Origin of the sequence: Halothece sp. PCC 7418 (assembly GCF_000317635.1) — a bacterium.
Lineage (GTDB): Bacteria > Cyanobacteriota > Cyanobacteriia > Cyanobacteriales > Rubidibacteraceae > Halothece.
Genome location: NC_019779.1, coordinates 4,067,952 through 4,083,925 on the forward strand (window position 1 = coordinate 4,067,952; position 15,974 = coordinate 4,083,925).

General features: G+C 42.8%; 17 protein-coding genes. 5 read left to right on the plus strand and 12 right to left on the minus strand.

Annotated elements, in window-relative coordinates:
- Positions 1 to 9 precede the first annotated feature (9 nt).
- The gene (locus PCC7418_RS18685; RefSeq protein WP_015227746.1) at positions 10 to 549 is read left to right on the plus strand and encodes a phycobiliprotein lyase; all 540 of its coding nucleotides are present in this window, start codon (positions 10 to 12) and stop codon (positions 547 to 549) included.
- Here the strand turns inward: PCC7418_RS18685 and PCC7418_RS18690 are convergent.
- The 3 genes from PCC7418_RS18690 to PCC7418_RS18700 all read right to left on the minus strand — a co-directional run bounded on the left by PCC7418_RS18690 (position 546) and on the right by PCC7418_RS18700 (position 4,151).
- Positions 546 to 1,019, minus strand: coding sequence for a hypothetical protein (locus tag PCC7418_RS18690; protein WP_015227747.1), 474 nt, complete (start codon positions 1,017 to 1,019; stop codon positions 546 to 548). The two genes, PCC7418_RS18685 and PCC7418_RS18690, sit on opposite strands and share 4 nt — an antisense overlap.
- A 336-nt stretch (positions 1,020 to 1,355) precedes the next feature.
- Positions 1,356 to 2,858, minus strand: a complete 1,503-nt coding sequence (locus tag PCC7418_RS18695; protein ID WP_015227748.1) for an iron uptake porin — start codon at positions 2,856 to 2,858, stop codon at positions 1,356 to 1,358.
- Between the two features lie 15 nt (positions 2,859 to 2,873).
- The gene (locus PCC7418_RS18700; RefSeq protein ID WP_015227749.1) at positions 2,874 to 4,151 is read right to left on the minus strand and encodes an RNA-guided endonuclease TnpB family protein; all 1,278 of its coding nucleotides are present in this window, start codon (positions 4,149 to 4,151) and stop codon (positions 2,874 to 2,876) included.
- A gap of 505 nt (positions 4,152 to 4,656) precedes the next feature.
- Between PCC7418_RS18700 and bchE the strand changes: the two genes are divergently transcribed.
- From bchE to PCC7418_RS18720, 4 genes are all read left to right on the plus strand, one after another.
- A complete protein-coding gene (gene bchE / locus PCC7418_RS18705) occupies positions 4,657 to 6,225 on the plus strand; it encodes a magnesium-protoporphyrin IX monomethyl ester anaerobic oxidative cyclase (protein WP_015227750.1) in 1,569 nt (522 codons plus the stop codon).
- 14 nt (positions 6,226 to 6,239) lie between these two features.
- The gene (locus PCC7418_RS18710; protein WP_015227751.1) at positions 6,240 to 6,863 is read left to right on the plus strand and encodes a response regulator transcription factor; all 624 of its coding nucleotides are present in this window, start codon (positions 6,240 to 6,242) and stop codon (positions 6,861 to 6,863) included.
- A 153-nt stretch (positions 6,864 to 7,016) separates the two neighbouring features.
- Complete coding sequence (locus tag PCC7418_RS18715) at positions 7,017 to 8,009, plus strand: ABC transporter ATP-binding protein (RefSeq protein ID WP_015227752.1); 993 nt, start codon at positions 7,017 to 7,019, stop codon at positions 8,007 to 8,009.
- Complete coding sequence (locus PCC7418_RS18720; RefSeq protein WP_015227753.1) at positions 7,993 to 8,787, plus strand: ABC transporter permease; 795 nt, start codon at positions 7,993 to 7,995, stop codon at positions 8,785 to 8,787. The genes PCC7418_RS18715 and PCC7418_RS18720 overlap by 17 nt, the downstream gene beginning before the upstream one ends.
- 118 nt (positions 8,788 to 8,905) lie before the next feature.
- Here the strand turns inward: PCC7418_RS18720 and PCC7418_RS18725 are convergent, their stop codons facing one another.
- The 9 genes from PCC7418_RS18725 to PCC7418_RS19595 all read right to left on the minus strand — a co-directional run bounded on the left by PCC7418_RS18725 (position 8,906) and on the right by PCC7418_RS19595 (position 15,927).
- Positions 8,906 to 9,166, minus strand: coding sequence for a hypothetical protein (locus PCC7418_RS18725; RefSeq protein ID WP_015227754.1), 261 nt, complete (start codon positions 9,164 to 9,166; stop codon positions 8,906 to 8,908).
- Positions 9,167 to 9,689: 523 nt separating this feature from the next.
- Positions 9,690 to 10,643, minus strand: coding sequence for a hypothetical protein (locus tag PCC7418_RS18730; protein ID WP_015227755.1), 954 nt, complete (start codon positions 10,641 to 10,643; stop codon positions 9,690 to 9,692).
- A gap of 96 nt (positions 10,644 to 10,739) precedes the next feature.
- On the minus strand, positions 10,740 to 11,024 hold the full coding sequence (locus tag PCC7418_RS18735; protein WP_015227756.1) for a hypothetical protein: 285 nt from the start codon (positions 11,022 to 11,024) through the stop codon (positions 10,740 to 10,742).
- Between the two features lie 157 nt (positions 11,025 to 11,181).
- Entirely contained in the window at positions 11,182 to 11,331 is a 150-nt protein-coding gene (locus PCC7418_RS20690; RefSeq protein ID WP_171814932.1) for a hypothetical protein, read from the minus strand.
- A gap of 1,025 nt (positions 11,332 to 12,356) precedes the next feature.
- Positions 12,357 to 12,563, minus strand: a complete 207-nt coding sequence (locus PCC7418_RS18750; RefSeq protein ID WP_235620726.1) for a hypothetical protein — start codon at positions 12,561 to 12,563, stop codon at positions 12,357 to 12,359.
- A gap of 110 nt (positions 12,564 to 12,673) precedes the next feature.
- Positions 12,674 to 13,084, minus strand: a complete 411-nt coding sequence (locus PCC7418_RS18755) for a DUF1824 family protein (RefSeq protein WP_015227759.1) — start codon at positions 13,082 to 13,084, stop codon at positions 12,674 to 12,676.
- 15 nt (positions 13,085 to 13,099) lie between these two features.
- Positions 13,100 to 13,987 carry a mechanosensitive ion channel family protein gene (locus PCC7418_RS18760; protein WP_015227760.1) on the minus strand — a complete coding sequence of 296 codons (888 nt, stop codon included), beginning with the start codon at positions 13,985 to 13,987 and terminating at the stop codon, positions 13,100 to 13,102.
- A 67-nt stretch (positions 13,988 to 14,054) separates the two neighbouring features.
- Positions 14,055 to 15,221 (minus strand): tetratricopeptide repeat protein, encoded by a 1,167-nt coding sequence (locus PCC7418_RS18765; RefSeq protein WP_015227761.1) that lies wholly within the window; start codon positions 15,219 to 15,221, stop codon positions 14,055 to 14,057.
- 73 nt (positions 15,222 to 15,294) lie between these two features.
- Entirely contained in the window at positions 15,295 to 15,927 is a 633-nt protein-coding gene (locus tag PCC7418_RS19595; RefSeq protein ID WP_015227762.1) for a hypothetical protein, read from the minus strand.
- Positions 15,928 to 15,974 lie beyond the last annotated feature (47 nt).

Sequence of the window (15,974 nt, forward strand, 5' to 3'; positions counted from 1 at the left end):
TTAGAAACGATGATTGATATTAAAACCTTTTTTGAACAAAGCGCAGGAAAATGGTTTACTCAGCGCACGCAATATAATCTTGCTGATAAAAAAGTTGATAATAGCCAAGCCCAGTTAACGGTTGAGTTATTAGACCCCAATGATAGCGCGATCGCGCAACTGTATGAACAAGGATCAAATCAATTACAACCTCACCTCTCATTAGAAGAACGCTTATTAGATGTAGCGGGTGCAAAAATTAGTTGGGAGGCTGAGGGCGAAAAAGGATCAAACTTGATTCTGTTTATTACTCATGATGAAACCAAGCAAAACGGTCAATTAATCCAAAAACGAATGAACAGTGAACAATCAGCAACTGTGGGAAATTTTGTCATTGGAGAAGATGAAGCTCTAATCCTTTCCACGACTGCTGAGACTAACAGCATGATCAAAGAGCGAGTGTGGTTCGCACACCCGAACTTGCGCTTGCGAACCGTTTGGCAAGAAAATGCAAGTGGACATCAAGGATGGGTCATGTTTTATTCTGAAATTCGACGCATGACCAGTTAATTCACTTCTGAATTAGCAACCGCTTTCAGCTTGGAATAGACTTGAGAGCGGTCTAACAAGGGGGTAAAACGATTAATACTCAGAGGTTCAGTTTCTTCCTCCTCCTCAGTCACTGCTTCTGGTTCTAATTCGGGTTCAGGTTCAGGTGATTTAGACGCAGGGGAGGAAATCTTTCTTCGATCTTCAACTGTCAGAGAAAAGTCTCGTAAAGATTTCGGTAAGCGACGACAAATTAACTGTTCAAATTCGTGAGTGAAATGAAATTTGGGTTGACCTCGGCGACACCAAAGGTTAAGGATCTGCTCCACAGAAATCGCTTTATAGCGTCCTAAATAAAGAGCTTCAATCAGTGCTAAGCGAATCCAAGAAGCCTCATAGTCCTCTAACCAGCGAACGGCTATTGCTTGTGGTGTCTCCCCATCGAGTTCAAACCCATAATTTTCGATCAAAACTTCAATTAGCTGTTCCATTACCACTCTAACCCAACAAAGGTGACATTACGTTACAGATTTTCAGTATATTTTACGAGCATTAACCAGTAGTTTAATCATTACTACTGAATTAATCAAGCTATTTTGACCAGTGACCAGTGATCAGTGACCAGTGATCAGTGACCAGTGACCAAAGAACGAATAACAAAGAACAAAGAACGAAGAACGAAGAACAAAGAACAAAGAACGAAGAACAAAGAACAAAGAACCAAAATTTAGAATGTACCTCATGAGAGTGAAAACTGCTATATCTTCCCAACAATGTATTTCTATGCTAGGGATGTACTCTTATGCTCAGGTTAAATTTCCGTGATATCAGAAAGTTACTGTCATTCTCATTGTACTGGTGAGAATATCAGCTTCTGTTTGGTCTTGATTGGGATTGAGATGCCAAATAATGCCAGGGGTGAGAGAAACATGATCGCTCACCTGCCATTTGTAAAACCCTTCTAAATGCCAAGGAATATCATTTTTAAAACTAGCATCACCTTCAAGATAACCAAGATAAGGTTGCGCCCCAACAATAATTCCCCCTAAGTTATTGGTTTGACCCAAATCGGGAAAAATCACAGAAACAGCATAATTCCAAATTTCTCCCTCTCCCTCACCCAAGGCTTTAACATCCGTATAGCCAAGGCGACCGCTAAAGGCAAGTTTAGCATTTGCTTGCCACAAGATTTCGACACCATAAGCATTGGTTACTGTGGGAAATGCAGCAAGGGTATTATTGACGACTGCTGTTCCGACAATCGGTGTCGGCTCTGATAAGCTATCCGTAAAGCCAAAATCTCCCTGTTGAAAATAACTATGGAGATAATTAAGGCCTAAAGAGAGGTCGTCTGTTGCATCCCATTTTAAGCCCATCCCCGTGCTATAAGTTCCATTCGTTAATCCTGCTTCTGGATTTTGTGCATCTGGGCTATAGTAACCGATTCCTAAATAGAGAGTATCATTGAAGGCATGAGACAAAGCCAAGCCACTCCCACCGCCTAAACTAAGAATCGGATTACGCTGAGCAAAGGTCGAGAGAGTGGTTGTTCCCGCGTTGTCATCTTCAAAAAACGGATTAACAGGGGAGTGATAGTCTGCGTGTTCTCCCCCTTGTGCGGTTAAAACGGCTTGTGTGTTATCACTGATCGGAAATTGATAACTGAGTTTGCTGAGGAGGAGTTGATTCTCAGTATTTCCTTGCCATTGGTGAGTTTGGGTAACTTCGCTGGTGTCATTGGCTAAGTTGGGGGTGGTGCTATTGCCTACAGTGAGACGAGTTGACAGTAAGTCGCGACCTGTGAAACTGGTCTTAAAATGAAGGCGCGATCGCGCTTGCAAAACTACCCCTGTCTCTTCCCCACTTTGGCTACTATTACTCAGAGCAAAATTAACCACCCCCTGCAATTTAGTAGTTGTAGAAAACTGAGTTAATTCTAGTTCTCGCACCCGCGCTGTCGCCCCATCAACTCTTCCTCGTAAAATTGACAATTCTCGGGCAAATTCTGTTTGCAAGCGTTGAATAATGGATTGTTCTTCTTCGCGAATACTGGCTTCTAATTGAGTGATGCAAGCATTGAGTAACGCGGAAAACTCATAGCGACTGACCGGTTGTTCCCCGCGAAAGGTTTGATCAGGATAACCCGCAATACACTGATAACGTTCTTGTAATTGTTTTAACGCAGAAAATGCCCAATGAGTGGGGGAAACATCTTTTAATTCTGTAACTGGGGTAACAGGGGTAGAAAGATTAGAATTGGGCTGCGCTTGGAGGGGTTTGGGGAATAGGGAAATCGTGAGAGTGAGTAAGAGTAAAGAGTAACGATACATAGTGAACTACCCCGACTACAGCGTCAGCTTAGTCGGGGCTTCGATACTCGTAGGGGAATGCCCAAACTTAACCTTACGACCAAGTTTAGGACTTCTATCCCCTCCTACCGCAGCAGTCCCCGTTCCAGAGACCGTAAGCATTCTGATTCCTTCTGCTCTAATGTTCTTAGATGCGTTCTCGTCCCGTTCATGGTGAGAACCACATTTAGGACAAGTCCATTCCCTTACCTCTAGGTCTAGACTTTCTAACTCATAATGGCAGTTTGAGCAGAGTTTAGAACTGGGAAACCATCTGTCAATCTCGACTAGAACTCCACCTTTTTCTTTGAGCTTATAGTCTAAGAAGTTAACAAACATTCCCCAACTCACATCAGAAATGGCTTTGGCTAGTTTGTGGTTACGAACCATACCCTTGATGTTCAAACGCGGAATGCGCCCGTCCGCAAGCACCTGAATTGAATTCAGGTGAACGGACGGGTTCTCCACTACGACTACCTGATTGTTATCCACAATTTTTCGGGATACCTTATGCAGATAGTCTTGGCGGGTATTGCTAACTCGTTCGTGTACCTTGGCGACTAGCTTTCTCGCTTTATTTCTTGATTGAGAACCCTTTTGTTTACGGGCTAACTTTTTCTGTTTACGCTTGAGATTTTTCTCATGTTTAGATAGATTTTTAGGGTTAGGAAACTTAGAACATTTCTCGCCATCGTGAACAATGGCGAACTCTTTGATTCCTAAGTCTATCCCCGCTACTTTCCCTTCTGTAACTGGCGTAGGTTCTTCCTGCTGTGTCTCAATTAACAAGGAAGCGTAATACTTTCCAGTGGGGGTTCGACTAATGGTAACTGTCTTTAACTTCCCATCTTCAAATAGTCGATGAATCTTTGCTTTGACAAGTCCTTTCATTTTGGGTAGTTTTAGAGCTTTATTATCAACTATCTTGACACTTTGGGGAAATTGGCAAGACTGTTTTTGATAGAAACTTTTGAATCGTGGATACCTTGCACGTCCCTCAAAAAAATTCTTATAAGCTCTAGTTAGATTTAATGTGGTTGCTTGTAAGACTTGAGAAGGACAGTCTTTGAGAAAAGCGGTTTCTTCTTGACGCTTCAAGTTAGGAAGGTAAGAATTAAGAGCCGTTCGCCCTAAACCTTTCCCTGTATCTTTATAGTGCTGTTTGCATAGAGCTAAGGCATAGTTCCACCAATACCGAGCGCATCCCATAATTTGATTAAGTTGAGACTGCTGAGATGGTGTTGGATATAGCCTAATTTTGATTGCTCTACGCATAATAGCTAAGTAACTTAAACTATATTTATGATAGAATACGTTTTCATGATTTGTCAATCTCAGAGCCTCTCACCTTTCGATTGACCCGCCTTTCATGAGGGGCTGTGGTCGGAATCGCATTCCGACCTTTATAAGCCCCGTCCCCACCCAACTCTTGCGAGTGTGGATGGGGACTTCTCGGCGGTCTTGTTAAAAATAAAGACTCACAGCTTAGAAAGTTCAGCCTAGGTTCTCTTCAGATTACTGTTATTTCTGATATTACCCTGAGGTTAAATCTTCTTTCGATTAATAAAGAATGTGAACAATCAGCGCCATGCTATCTCCCCCCATGCCACGATTATTTTAAGCTACGTAACAATTTCCAAGAGTAGAGATTGACACTACCTCCTGTGCATTTTACTTTATAGTTATTTAGCAAAATTATTAAAACTTAGTGAGGGGGTAGGGGAGTGCTCAGCAAAAACAGCTTCTTCCAACCGTCTCAGGAGACTCAAGGAGGAATAGAATGCGCATTTTGATGATTCAACCCAATTACCATTCCGGTGGCGCGGAAATTGCAGGGAATTGGCCCCCGAGTTGGGTTCCTTATGTCGGTGGCGCATTAAAGCAAGCGGGCTTTACCAATGTGCGATTTGTGGATGCGATGAGTAAGGATATCCCTGATGATGTCTTGGCAGAAATTATCGAAACCAATCAGCCCGATGTGGTTTTAGCAACGGCGATTACCCCGATGATTTATCAGTCGGAAACGACCTTGAAAATCGCGAAAGAGGTTTGTCCCAATATCGTTACGGTAATGGGCGGGATTCATCCCACGTATATGTATGCGGAAGTCCTGAATGAAGCGCCGTGGGTAGATTATATTATTCGGGGAGAAGGAGAAGAAGTGACGGTTAATCTCCTCAAAGCCATTGAAAATGGTACTGACAAGCGCGATCGCGCAGAAATTCAAGGGATTGCATTTTTAGATAATGGGGAAGTGGTCGCCACACCCGCCCATCCTCCCATTAAAAACTTAGATACCCTTACCCCCGACTGGAGTCTTTTAGAGTGGGAACATTACATTTATACGCCACTGAATGTCCGCGTTGCGGTTCCCAACTACGCCCGAGGTTGTCCGTTTCGGTGTCGCTTCTGTTCCCAGTGGCGATTCTGGCGGAAATATCGATCGCGCACGCCCAAACAATTTGTGGATGAAATTGAAACCCTTGTTAAAGAGTACAACGTTGGTTTCTTTATTCTCGCCGATGAAGAACCCACGATTAACCGTTCTCGCTTTATCGCCCTGTGCGAAGAACTCATTGAACGCAACTTAGATGTCTATTGGGGAATTAACACCCGTGTTACCGACGTTTTACGCGATGAAGAACTCTTACCCTTATATCGCAAAGCGGGATTAGTTCACGTTTCTCTGGGAACAGAAGCCGCAGCCCAGTTAAATCTTAATGTCTTCCGTAAAGAAACCACCATTGAAGATAACAAACGGGCGGTACAGTTACTGAAGAAAAACGGCATTGTCGCTGAAGCCCAGTTTATTATGGGATTGGAAAACGAAACCCCAGAAACCATCGAAGAAACCTATCGCATGGCGTTAGATTGGAAACCAGATATGGTGAACTGGAATATGTTTACCCCTTGGCCCTTTTCCGATTTATTTCAAGACCTCGGCGATCGCGTGGAAGTGCGAGACTATTCCCAATATAATTTTGTCACCCCAATTATGAAACCAGACAACATGGAACGGGAACAGGTTTTGAAAGGGGTATTGCGGAACTATGCGCGATTTTATATGCGGAAGACGATCGAATATTGGTTCGTCCGTGATCCCTTCAAACGCAGATATTTACTCGGTTGCTTGAAAGCCTTTGCGAAAACGACCCTGAACAAACGCTTCTACAATCTCAGTCGGGTGAAATATAAAGGCTTACAGACCAATATTGACCTCGGGTTTGATGAATCGAAAGTGTTTACTCGGGAAGAGTTAGCGCAACGGAAACAAGAACATCCAGAGTTGCAAGCGGATATGAATTTTGCGGGAACGATGTCTAATAATCAGCAATCATCAAAATCGTAGCCGAGGACAAAACCATGGATGATATTCAGGTGATTATTGTCGAGTCGGATGAAGCCACTCGCATCCGACTGAGAAACGAGTTACGACAACAAGCAGGAATTGAAATTGCTAGTGAAGCGACGAATGGGGAAACGGGATTGGTTTTATTAGAATCGATTCCTGTAGATCTCGCGATCTCGCCCATGATTTTATCTGATATGGATGGCGTGACCTTTACCGAAAAGGTGCGCCAGTTACAAGCCGAAGACGAGGATCTTAATTTTAAGATTTTATTGCGCTGTTCCCTCACGGAAGAAGAACAAGTGGTTGCTGCGTTTGCTGCGGGTGCGGAAGCCTATTGTCGGGATGATCTCACGATCAAAGAACTGGCGGAAAAGGTGAAAACAGTTCATGAACGGGGACTTGCGTTTGATAGTAAACTTGCAGAGATTATCCAAAATCATGGAACTGAGTTACAGTTAAACGAGGCGGATCAGAAACTGCTGGGAGAAATGGCAAGTGGGAACAGTTACGAAGCCATGGGGGAAGTATTAAACTCTTCTCAGACGGATTTGTGTGAAGCCATCAGCCAACTGCGAAACCATCTTCAAAGCAGCGATCGCGTTCAATCTGCTTTAAATCGCTTACGAAAGGGTTAGACTCATGTAAAATCAACAATTAATCATTTTGTTATTGGTTGTTGATTCTTCAGTAATTTCAAAACGTCCTTCAAAAATAGAATGTTTCGACTTATAACCTATCATTTATTGTCAAATAACCAATGACAAATGACAAATGACGAATGACTATCCATGATTGAAGTTGAACATTTAAGTAAATCCTTTGGTAACACCACTGCGATTAAAGATGTCACCTTCTCCGTGCGAGAGGGTGAAATTTTAGGGTTTTTGGGTCCCAATGGCGCAGGGAAAACCACAACCATGCGGATTTTAACGGGATATATTCCAGCGAGTAGTGGGACAGCCAAACTAGGGGAATACGAAGTCCATCGCAACTCTCTCGCAGTTCGTAAACGGATTGGCTATTTACCCGAACGTCCGCCGTTATATTTAGATATGACGGTCAAAGGCTTTCTAGAGTTTGTCACCCAAATCAAAGGAGTTCCACGGCGCGATCGCGCAAAACAAGTCCAAAGCGCGATCGAACGCTGTTTTCTAGAAGATAAACAAAATATTCTCATCCGTAAACTCTCCAAAGGCTACCGTCAACGAGTGGGAATCGCCCAAGCCATTGTTCATGATCCGCCTGTGATTATTCTTGATGAACCGACGATTGGACTGGATCCGCGCCAGATGATTGAAGTCCGAAACTTAATCAAAAGTCTAGCCGGGGATCATACCATTATTCTCTCAACTCATATTCTCTCGGAAGTGAACATGATCAGCGATCGCGTGACAATTATTGCTGATGGGACTGTCGTTGCTACCAATACCCCTGAGTATTTAATGACCGAACTCAAAGGAGGCGGTGGTTACACCCTTGATCTAGCGGGAGATATTGAAGTCATTCAAAGTACATTAAACGCTTTACCAGAAGTCTCTACCATTGAGATTTTCCCCTCCGAGACTCATGAAGAACGGTCTCAAGTTAAAATTTCTTGTCTTCCCCATACCGAACCTGGGGATAAAATTGCAACTGTAATCGTCAATTCGGGATTACATCTTTATGAAATGCAACGGGATAAACCCACCCTCGAAGATGTTTTCTTAGAATTAACCGCCCAAGAACAACCCGAAACAACAACTGACTCCGAATCGGAGAGTGAAAATGATTCTTCTCAATAACCTCCTTGCAATTTTCCGCCGTGAATTTACCAGTTATTTTACCTCTCCCCTTGCTTATTTAATTACGGCTGTCTTTTGGCTCATTTCGGGCTTCTTTTTTGTTTCCATTTTATTAGGACCAGAAGGTATTATTCAACAAGTCAGCCGACGAGAACAATTACAAATTCCCGTTCCCCCTGTTGATGTGGCTTATCAATTTTTGACTTATTATTTTAGTTTTTTAGGCTCGCTCGTTCTTTTTATTCTTCCTGCGCTTTCCATGGGATTATATACCGAAGAAAGAAAGCGTGGGACTTTAGAACTCATCGCCACTTCTCCGATTACCAATTGGATTGTTGCTTTAGGAAAACTCTTAGGCGTTCTTGCTTTTTTTACAGTCATGATTCTCCCTTTATTGGGTTATGAAATTTACGTTTTTAATGCAGCCAGTCCACCGATTCCTCCCGCCGTTCCTTTACTGGCGCATGGGGCTTTACTCTTATTAGCAGCCTCAATTCTTTCTCTGGGAATGTTCATTTCCTCTTTAACCGATAACACAATTTTTGCTGCAATTATCACCTTTGCGGTGGTTCTTTTTTTGTGGGTCACTGATTTAATTGCAAATCGAGTGAGTGGCGGTTTTGGAGAGGCTTTAGAACATATTTCTTTGATTTCTAATTATGAAACATTAGTGCAAGGAATTTTAGATACCAGTAGTCTCGTTGTTTTTGGCAGTTATATTCTGCTTGGTCTATTTTTAACTGCTCAATCCATTGCTCTTTTACGGGGTAGCAGCTAGTGACGATATATCTGGAGCAGTTCTAATTCATTCATCAAAACTTGATTAATCGTTCTCCCCTTAGTGAGCGTAGGGTCGTTTCATTCTCCTGAAATCACCTTTTTATAGCACTACAAAATTAGGACTCAGCTTCCAGTTGAGTTTGAAGTTCCTGAACCTCCTCTAGAGACAGCCCCGTTCCCTGAGCCACTTGTTGGGGACTTAAACCCATTCGCAGAAAGTTCAGAGCAACTGCTTGCTTTTCTTCTTTTCGACCTTCTTTTCGACCTTCTTCCTTGGCTTCTAATTCCAGATGAGACAGTAGTGGCATCTGCGTTTCCTCCGTTGCTTGTTTCACTTGACGGTTAAATTCTTGCTGTAATGCTTCTGGCAACACCATCATCCAATCTCAGTGACAAACCAAAAGATATTCAAATCTCAAGCCTACTTAAGGAATCAGCTGTGATCTTGCTTAAGGTAAATCTGTCAAACATTTTACAACAATCAAGAGAGATAGCCAGAAAATTTTGCTTTTCAACGTTTCTCCTTGGTTTATGCAGATAAACTGATTTTTGTCAATCCCTGTTCTGTTTCCAGCCACCTTGCTTAACATAAATTCATCTCATCTCTGCGTTCGGAAATGAAGCAATTATTTTTCTGAGTAACGATTGATTAGGGAGAGAAGGCTCTTTTTTGAGGTTTAGCCACAGTTATCCACCATCCCTAACCTAAAATATCATAGAAATTGTCAAATTCCAAATTTGCCCCTTCTAAGCCTTGGTTTTTCGTGGCTTGTCAAGTTTTGTAATATAAGTTTTTCTGAAGGAAAGAGGAGAAACCTTATTAATATCTGATGAATGCGCGATCGCGCTAATTTAGTGTAGCCAATCCAAGATTAACTCTCTTGTTGAAACCAATCGCGCTTAGGACTCAGATTCCAATTGAGTTTGAAGTTCCTGAATCTTCTCTAGAGACAGCCCCGTTCCCTGAGCCACTTGTTCGGGACTTAAACCCATTCGCAGCAAGTTCAGAGCGACTGCTTGTTTTTCTTCTTGTCGACCTTCTTGTCGACCTTCTTGTCGACCTTCTTGTCGACCTTCTTGTCGACCTTCTTCCTTGGCTTCTAATTCCAAATGAGACAGTAGTGGCATCTGCGTTTCCTCCGTTTCTTGTTTCACTTGACGGTTAAATTCTTCCTGTAATGCTTCTGGCAACACCATCATCCAATCGATGACTCGGAATAGTTCTAATATATCACCGCGCTGATAACCCCGTTGATAGAGTCCTCGCACAATTGTCCATTTCCATTGCGCCCTTGCTTGAGCATCTTGGGTGGTACTTTTACTCTTGAGATGAGCCATGATAATCGGAGCAAACAAATTGTCGCTGCTTTCCAATTCTTGCCATCGTTCCTCAAAATCTAACAGTTTGACGATGAGAAACTCCAGCTTCATTTGCGCTCCTCCTTGACCGTAACTATAGGAGTTCGGTCGCCAAGATGGACGATCGTCCCCTAGAACCGCTAAACCCACTAGTGGGCTTCGGCAACGATCAAAAATCCGATAGTGGTAAACAAACATCCTCTCGGAAAAATTGGCTTCATATTGTCCTTGTACTTCCAGATGAATCAGCAGTTGGGTCACTGAGCCATCGTTAAGAAACACTTGGAACAATTTATCGGCGAAGCGAGTTCCTAAATCAGCATCACGTACTGCTTCCCTCAGTTCAGTGTCCAGAGACAGATAGGGCTGACTCCAATCAATGAGGCGGTGCAAGTGGGGAAAGCACAGAGCGAGAAAGGCTGGCAAATATCTCTCTAAAGCCTCTTTCCAAGGACTGTCGTATTCGGCGTTGGAGGGATTGGCGTTTGCGGTCATAATCTTCCAAAAGCAGGTTTAGGATACACCCTGCGCGATCGCGCTAATTTAGTGTAGCCAATCCAAGATTAACTCTCTTGTTGAAAGCAATCGCGCTTAGGACTCAGATTCCAGTTGACTTTGAAGTTCCTGAATCTTCTCTAGAGACAGCCCCGTTCCCTGAGCCACTTGTTCGGGACTTAAACCCATTCGCAGAAAGTTCAGAGCAACTGCTTGCTTTTCTTCTTTTTGACCTTCTTTTTGACCTTCTTTTCGACCTTCTTTTCGACCTTCTTCCTTGGCTTCCAATTCCAAATGAGACAGTAGTGGCATTTCCGTTTCCTCCGTTGCTTGTTTCACTTGATCGTTAAATTCTTTCTGTAATGCGTCTGGCAACACCATCATCCAATCGATGACTCGGAATAGTTCTAATATATCACCGCGCTGATAACCCCGTTGATGGGAAGTCGCGCTACTCAGACAACTGACCTTTAATCAAAAAAAAAGGATGACCTCTCGGTTATCCCTGATCTTTATCACTAACATTGAATTTCTCAGTTTATTCGCTTTTGGCACTAGCAGCGAGAGTTTGCTTGCGCTTTTTGCGATTGCGATACCAGAAGAAGCCTCCTAACGCAGCTAAACCCATTGTTCCTTCCGCTTCAAAGGGAACCGCTTGAGGATCATTAGTAGGAGTGACTGATACCAATTCTATGTTGTCTCCAGCCCCGCCCTCATCAGTTGCATACAGAAGGTTGCCAGTAGCGCGTGGAGCGTCAGAGCCAAAATTTGTAAAGAGGTTGAACCCAGTTAACCCTTGACTGATTAACTCTTGGTTCAAATCAAGAGTATTGCCACCCGTATTCCAACCAAGACTACTATAATCACTGATGTTGAAAGTGCCGTTACCAGAAGATGCCCCAGTTACCGTTACCTCTAAATCCGTGACCCCAAGGCTACTAAGTGATCGAGTCGCAAAACTTCCAGGATTCGGTAAGGTAGTTTCATCAAGGGTAATGCTGCCAGTTGCCGAAGCAGTATTACCAAAGGGAGTTCCATCCCACTCTAGATTGTAAGTTGTAATTGCGCTCGCTGCTTGCGCGCCTGTGAGAACGAAGAGAGCCGTTAGGCTACCCCCCCCATTTTTAACAGGTTTTGTGTGATTTTAGACATTATTTTCCTCTCAAAATAATATAGTTGACTGGTTAAGAGCCTTTCTCAGTGACAAACCAAAAGATACTCAAATCTCAATCCTACTTAAGGAATAATCTGTGATCTTTCTTAAGGTGAAAATATCAAACATTTCACAAACAATCAAGAGAGATAGCCAGAAAATTTTGCTTTTCAACGTTTCTCCTTGGTTTATGCAGATAAACTGATTTTTGTCAAGCCCCGTTCTGTTTCTAGCCACCTTGCTTAACATAAATTCATTTCATCTCTGCGTTCGGAAATGAAGCAATTATTTTTCTGAGTAACGATTGATTAGGGGAGAGAAGGCTCTTTTTTGAGGTTTAGCCACAGTTATCCACCATCCCTAACCTAAAATATCATAGAAATTGTCAAATCCCAAATTTGCCCCTTCTAAACCTTGGTTTTTCGTGGCTTGTCAAGTTTTGTAATATAAGTTTTTCTGAAGGAAAGAGGAGAAACCTTATTAATATCTGATGAATACGCGATCGCGCTAATTTAGTGTAGCCAATCCAAGATTAACTCTCTTGTTGAAAGCAATCGCGCTTAGGACTCAGATTCCAATTGAGTTTGAAGTTCCTGAATCTTCTCTAGAGACAACCCCGTTCCCTGAGCCACTTGTTCGGGACTTAAACCCATTCGCAGTAAGTTCAGAGCAACTGCTTGTTTTTCTTCTTTTCGACCTTCTTCCTTGGCTTCCAATTCCAAATGAGACAGTAGTGGCATCTGCGTTTGCTCCGTTGCTTGTTTCACTTGACGTATTTCATATCAGCACTTTCCCCATCAATCGCTGTCACTCCCCTTAAGTAGAGTTTGGCGAGAGAGGGGCGAGTGTGGTGATTTCTTTAAACAGTAAGCAATGCTTAATTAGTTGTTGTAAATAAGTCTAATGGTAAATGACCATAAACTCCTGCAATCAAATCATCTTCTGCTTGACAAGAGACTAATACCCCGCGATAGTCTCCTGTGTAATTATCTTGATAAAATCCCATTTGTTTAGTGCTAAATTTAATATAAACAGGACTACCAACACTTGCTACTTGGTTAAAATCAATTTGATTAATATCGTATCCCAACGCTGTGAGATAAGTTTTTAAGGCGGTGATTGCTTGTTCTGTATTGTCAGCACAGATCCCTAAGTTTTCCCATTCTGATTCCTGAGTAATTTGTTTAAGGGCGGTTTGCAGGTCTTGTTTTTCTTGTTCAGTTTTGACTGTTTTTTGTTCGGTGCAACTGTATTGATCTAAAAGTTTTCTGGCTTGTGTGAGTTCCATGTTTTGATTTGCGAATTAATTATCAATCTCTTGACCATTAATGGGTAAATAGTCATTAAATCTTTGTTGATCGTAATAGTAAACGGTGCGAATGGGATAGGGAATATTAATTTCCGCTTCATCAAATTCCCGTTTTATGGCGATGATCGCTTTGGTTTGTACGCGACGGACAATTTGTTGTTGCGGTTGTGTCCAATATCGGAGAACAAAGTCAATGGAACTATCCCCAAACCCGACTAAATCAATTTCTGGTTCAGGATAATCTAGCACGCCTTCCACATTTTGAATCAGGTTTTTTAGTAACTGCTGGGCTGTGGGTAAAGGGGTATTATAATCCACACCAACGCCTAAATCTGTGCGTCGATAGTTATAGGCTGTGCGAACTTGAATTTCATTGGTGAAAACGGTGGCGTTGGGAACAATCACTTCTTCTCCTTGATAGGTGCGAATGCGCGTGGTGCGAATGTCGATATGTTCAACAGTTCCCTCGTATCCCGCAACAATGATTTGATCGCCGATGCGAAAGGGTTCTTGCAGTAAGAGCAAAATTCCTGCTAAAAAGTTTTTGAAAATATCTTGGAACGCAAATCCAATCGCCACTGATCCTAGTCCGAGGGCTGCAATAATATCCCCGAGACTTAAACCTGGAAAGGCGACAACGCCCGCAAGTAAAACACCGAGGGCTAGGGTGAAAATATAGCTGGTTTTTTCCAGTAACAGTTGTAGCGAGGCACTGGGAAGGGTTTTTTTTCCTATTTTGCGAGCAACTTTTTTGGTGGCTTTGGCGACATAGCGGGCTGCGACAAGGATAATAATCCCAGCAATCAGTCCGGGTAAGGCGCGAATTAAACTGCCAACAATATCTTGCAGGCTGGTGATAATCGTTTCTGGAATCCCACTCATGGTTGTTTAAGGTTTGCAATAGCAACTTTAGTTAGGATAATATGTTTTGCTCAGCGCGATCGCGCTCTCAATGGATTTCAAAAGCCTCATCAACCCCAGTGGCAACAAAAAACTCCTCAGTATCGGAGAGAAGTTCTTGTCCCCAATTATTTTCCGCTAAAAAGTCAAGATTAGCCCAGCGCGGATCTAAGCGCAATGCTGTTTCTTGTAATGCAGAAGCGGGTTCGCGCTTTCCTTGTTGATAGAGAGCAACGGCTAAGGCTAGTTTTGATTCCGCAGCCTTTTCTGAGATTTGGGTAGCTTGTCGCCAGTAAGATATAGCTTGAGAGATGTTTCCCTGTTGATAAGCAATTAAACCAAGATTATTGACCGCTTGCCAAACATTTTCGTTGCGATCGAGAGCCTTTTGGTAAGTATTGATAGCTGCTTCCAGTTTCCCTTGCTGGTGATAAATCACCCCTTGTTTATAATAGAGACTGGCATCTTCTGGTTTTAATTTTATTGCCTGCTGAAAATCGCTGAGGGCTGCTTCTAGTTCCCCTTTCTGGAAATATGCAATGCCTCGATTTTTGTAAGCCAATGCGGAATCTTTTGCGAGACTAATTGCTTCTTCAAAGTCAGCCAAGGCTTGGTCTAAGTTCCCTTGTTGAGCATAGGCTAATCCCCGTTTGTTATAAGTTGCTGCATCATTCCCCAGATATTCCAATGCTTGATCAAAATCTTCAATCGCTCCTGCTAAGTTCCCTTTTTGCGCCCGAATGATACCTCTCTGGTTATGCGCGATCGCGCGTTTGAGTTCACGAGCTAACTTGCGATAAGCCATCGCTTGTCTCGGTTGCAGAAAACGATCATTGAGTTGGAGAGCGCGTTGAATATCAGCAAAAGCCTTGATTAGATTCCCCTGTCGTTGATACGTGAGACCCCGTTGATAATAGGCGCGTTCATATTTAGAATCCAGTTTAATCGCTTGATTGAAGTCTTTAATCGCCAGTTGAAGCTGTCCTTGCTTTTTGCGGGTAATTCCTCGCTTGTAATAGGGAGTGGGGTCATCAGGATAGTTGCGAATTGCCAGATCATAGACTTCGATCGCTTCTGCGTAGTTGCCTTGTTTTTCCTTGGTTTCAGCGACTTGGTAATAATGAATGGCAGGGGGTTTGAGGAAGCAGCCTTGAACAAGAACACCACTGAGGCTGACTGTTAGCAGCCAACTGGGAAAACGAGGAGCTTTTCTCATAAGACCTCAGAACAATCGTAATGAACAGAGTAAGGAAGCAGTGGAAAAAAACTGCTCCCTATCGGATATGATTTTAGATGTTTAAATGATTCTGATTGGCTTGCAGGCGACGACGATGACGACGCCAGGCGATAGATCCCATTCCACTGATAAGAACTAAAATTCCAGTGTTAGTTTCAACGCCAAAAGGAATCGATTCTGATTCAAAGTTGCTAATTGTTAACTCTCCTGGTACACCTAAGTTATTATTTGTTGCTACGCGGAAGCCAAAAGATTCACCTTCTGCAATCGTCAGCTGAAGTGGACTCGTGCTAGAATCCCCGTCGTTACCCAGTGGAAAAGCCTGACCCCCAATTAAATAGGAGGCACTATCCAAGCCGTTAGGGTCACCCGTGAAAGACCATTCAAACTGAACAGTAGAAGTTTGACTGACATTTTGAATAAACCAGTTAGCTTCTCCAGAAGATGGAGGAAATCCACCTTCGTTTGGTCCCGTTAGAATCGCTGTTGTATCATTAGATCCTTGGATCTCTACAGAACCATCGTTATCAGCATCAGTTGAAGTAAAGTTACTGGTAAAGTTACTTTCATCAAAAGTACCTTTAAATCCGATTGTTGCTGCTTCACAGCGAGGGGCAAGCATTAGCACTGTCGCAATCCCCATTAAGGCTGCCCCAGTAAACGAACATTTGATTGATGTCATCATAAAAAACTCCTCAAATTAATAAATTGAACTGGAGAAGAGGGAAGAAT

Bases quoted from the DNA above. Each gene is read 5' to 3' on its own strand.
- PCC7418_RS18685 (WP_015227746.1), top strand. From the start codon at position 10: ATGATTGATATTAAAACCTTTTTTGAACAAAGCGCAGGAAAATGGTTT.
- PCC7418_RS18700 (WP_015227749.1), bottom strand. From the start codon at position 4,151: ATGCGTAGAGCAATCAAAATTAGGCTATATCCAACACCATCTCAGCAG.
- PCC7418_RS18725 (WP_015227754.1), bottom strand. From the start codon at position 9,166: ATGGTGTTGCCAGAAGCATTACAGCAAGAATTTAACCGTCAAGTGAAA.
- bchE (WP_015227750.1), top strand. From the start codon at position 4,657: ATGCGCATTTTGATGATTCAACCCAATTACCATTCCGGTGGCGCGGAA.
- PCC7418_RS18765 (WP_015227761.1), bottom strand. From the start codon at position 15,221: ATGAGAAAAGCTCCTCGTTTTCCCAGTTGGCTGCTAACAGTCAGCCTC.
- PCC7418_RS18710 (WP_015227751.1), top strand. From the start codon at position 6,240: ATGGATGATATTCAGGTGATTATTGTCGAGTCGGATGAAGCCACTCGC.
- PCC7418_RS18715 (WP_015227752.1), top strand. From the start codon at position 7,017: ATGATTGAAGTTGAACATTTAAGTAAATCCTTTGGTAACACCACTGCG.
- PCC7418_RS18755 (WP_015227759.1), bottom strand. From the start codon at position 13,084: ATGGAACTCACACAAGCCAGAAAACTTTTAGATCAATACAGTTGCACC.
- PCC7418_RS18735 (WP_015227756.1), bottom strand. From the start codon at position 11,024: ATGGTGTTGCCAGACGCATTACAGAAAGAATTTAACGATCAAGTGAAA.
- PCC7418_RS19595 (WP_015227762.1), bottom strand. From the start codon at position 15,927: ATGATGACATCAATCAAATGTTCGTTTACTGGGGCAGCCTTAATGGGG.
- PCC7418_RS18690 (WP_015227747.1), bottom strand. From the start codon at position 1,019: ATGGAACAGCTAATTGAAGTTTTGATCGAAAATTATGGGTTTGAACTC.
- PCC7418_RS18720 (WP_015227753.1), top strand. From the start codon at position 7,993: ATGATTCTTCTCAATAACCTCCTTGCAATTTTCCGCCGTGAATTTACC.
- PCC7418_RS18760 (WP_015227760.1), bottom strand. From the start codon at position 13,987: ATGAGTGGGATTCCAGAAACGATTATCACCAGCCTGCAAGATATTGTT.
- PCC7418_RS18730 (WP_015227755.1), bottom strand. From the start codon at position 10,643: ATGACCGCAAACGCCAATCCCTCCAACGCCGAATACGACAGTCCTTGG.
- PCC7418_RS18695 (WP_015227748.1), bottom strand. From the start codon at position 2,858: ATGTATCGTTACTCTTTACTCTTACTCACTCTCACGATTTCCCTATTC.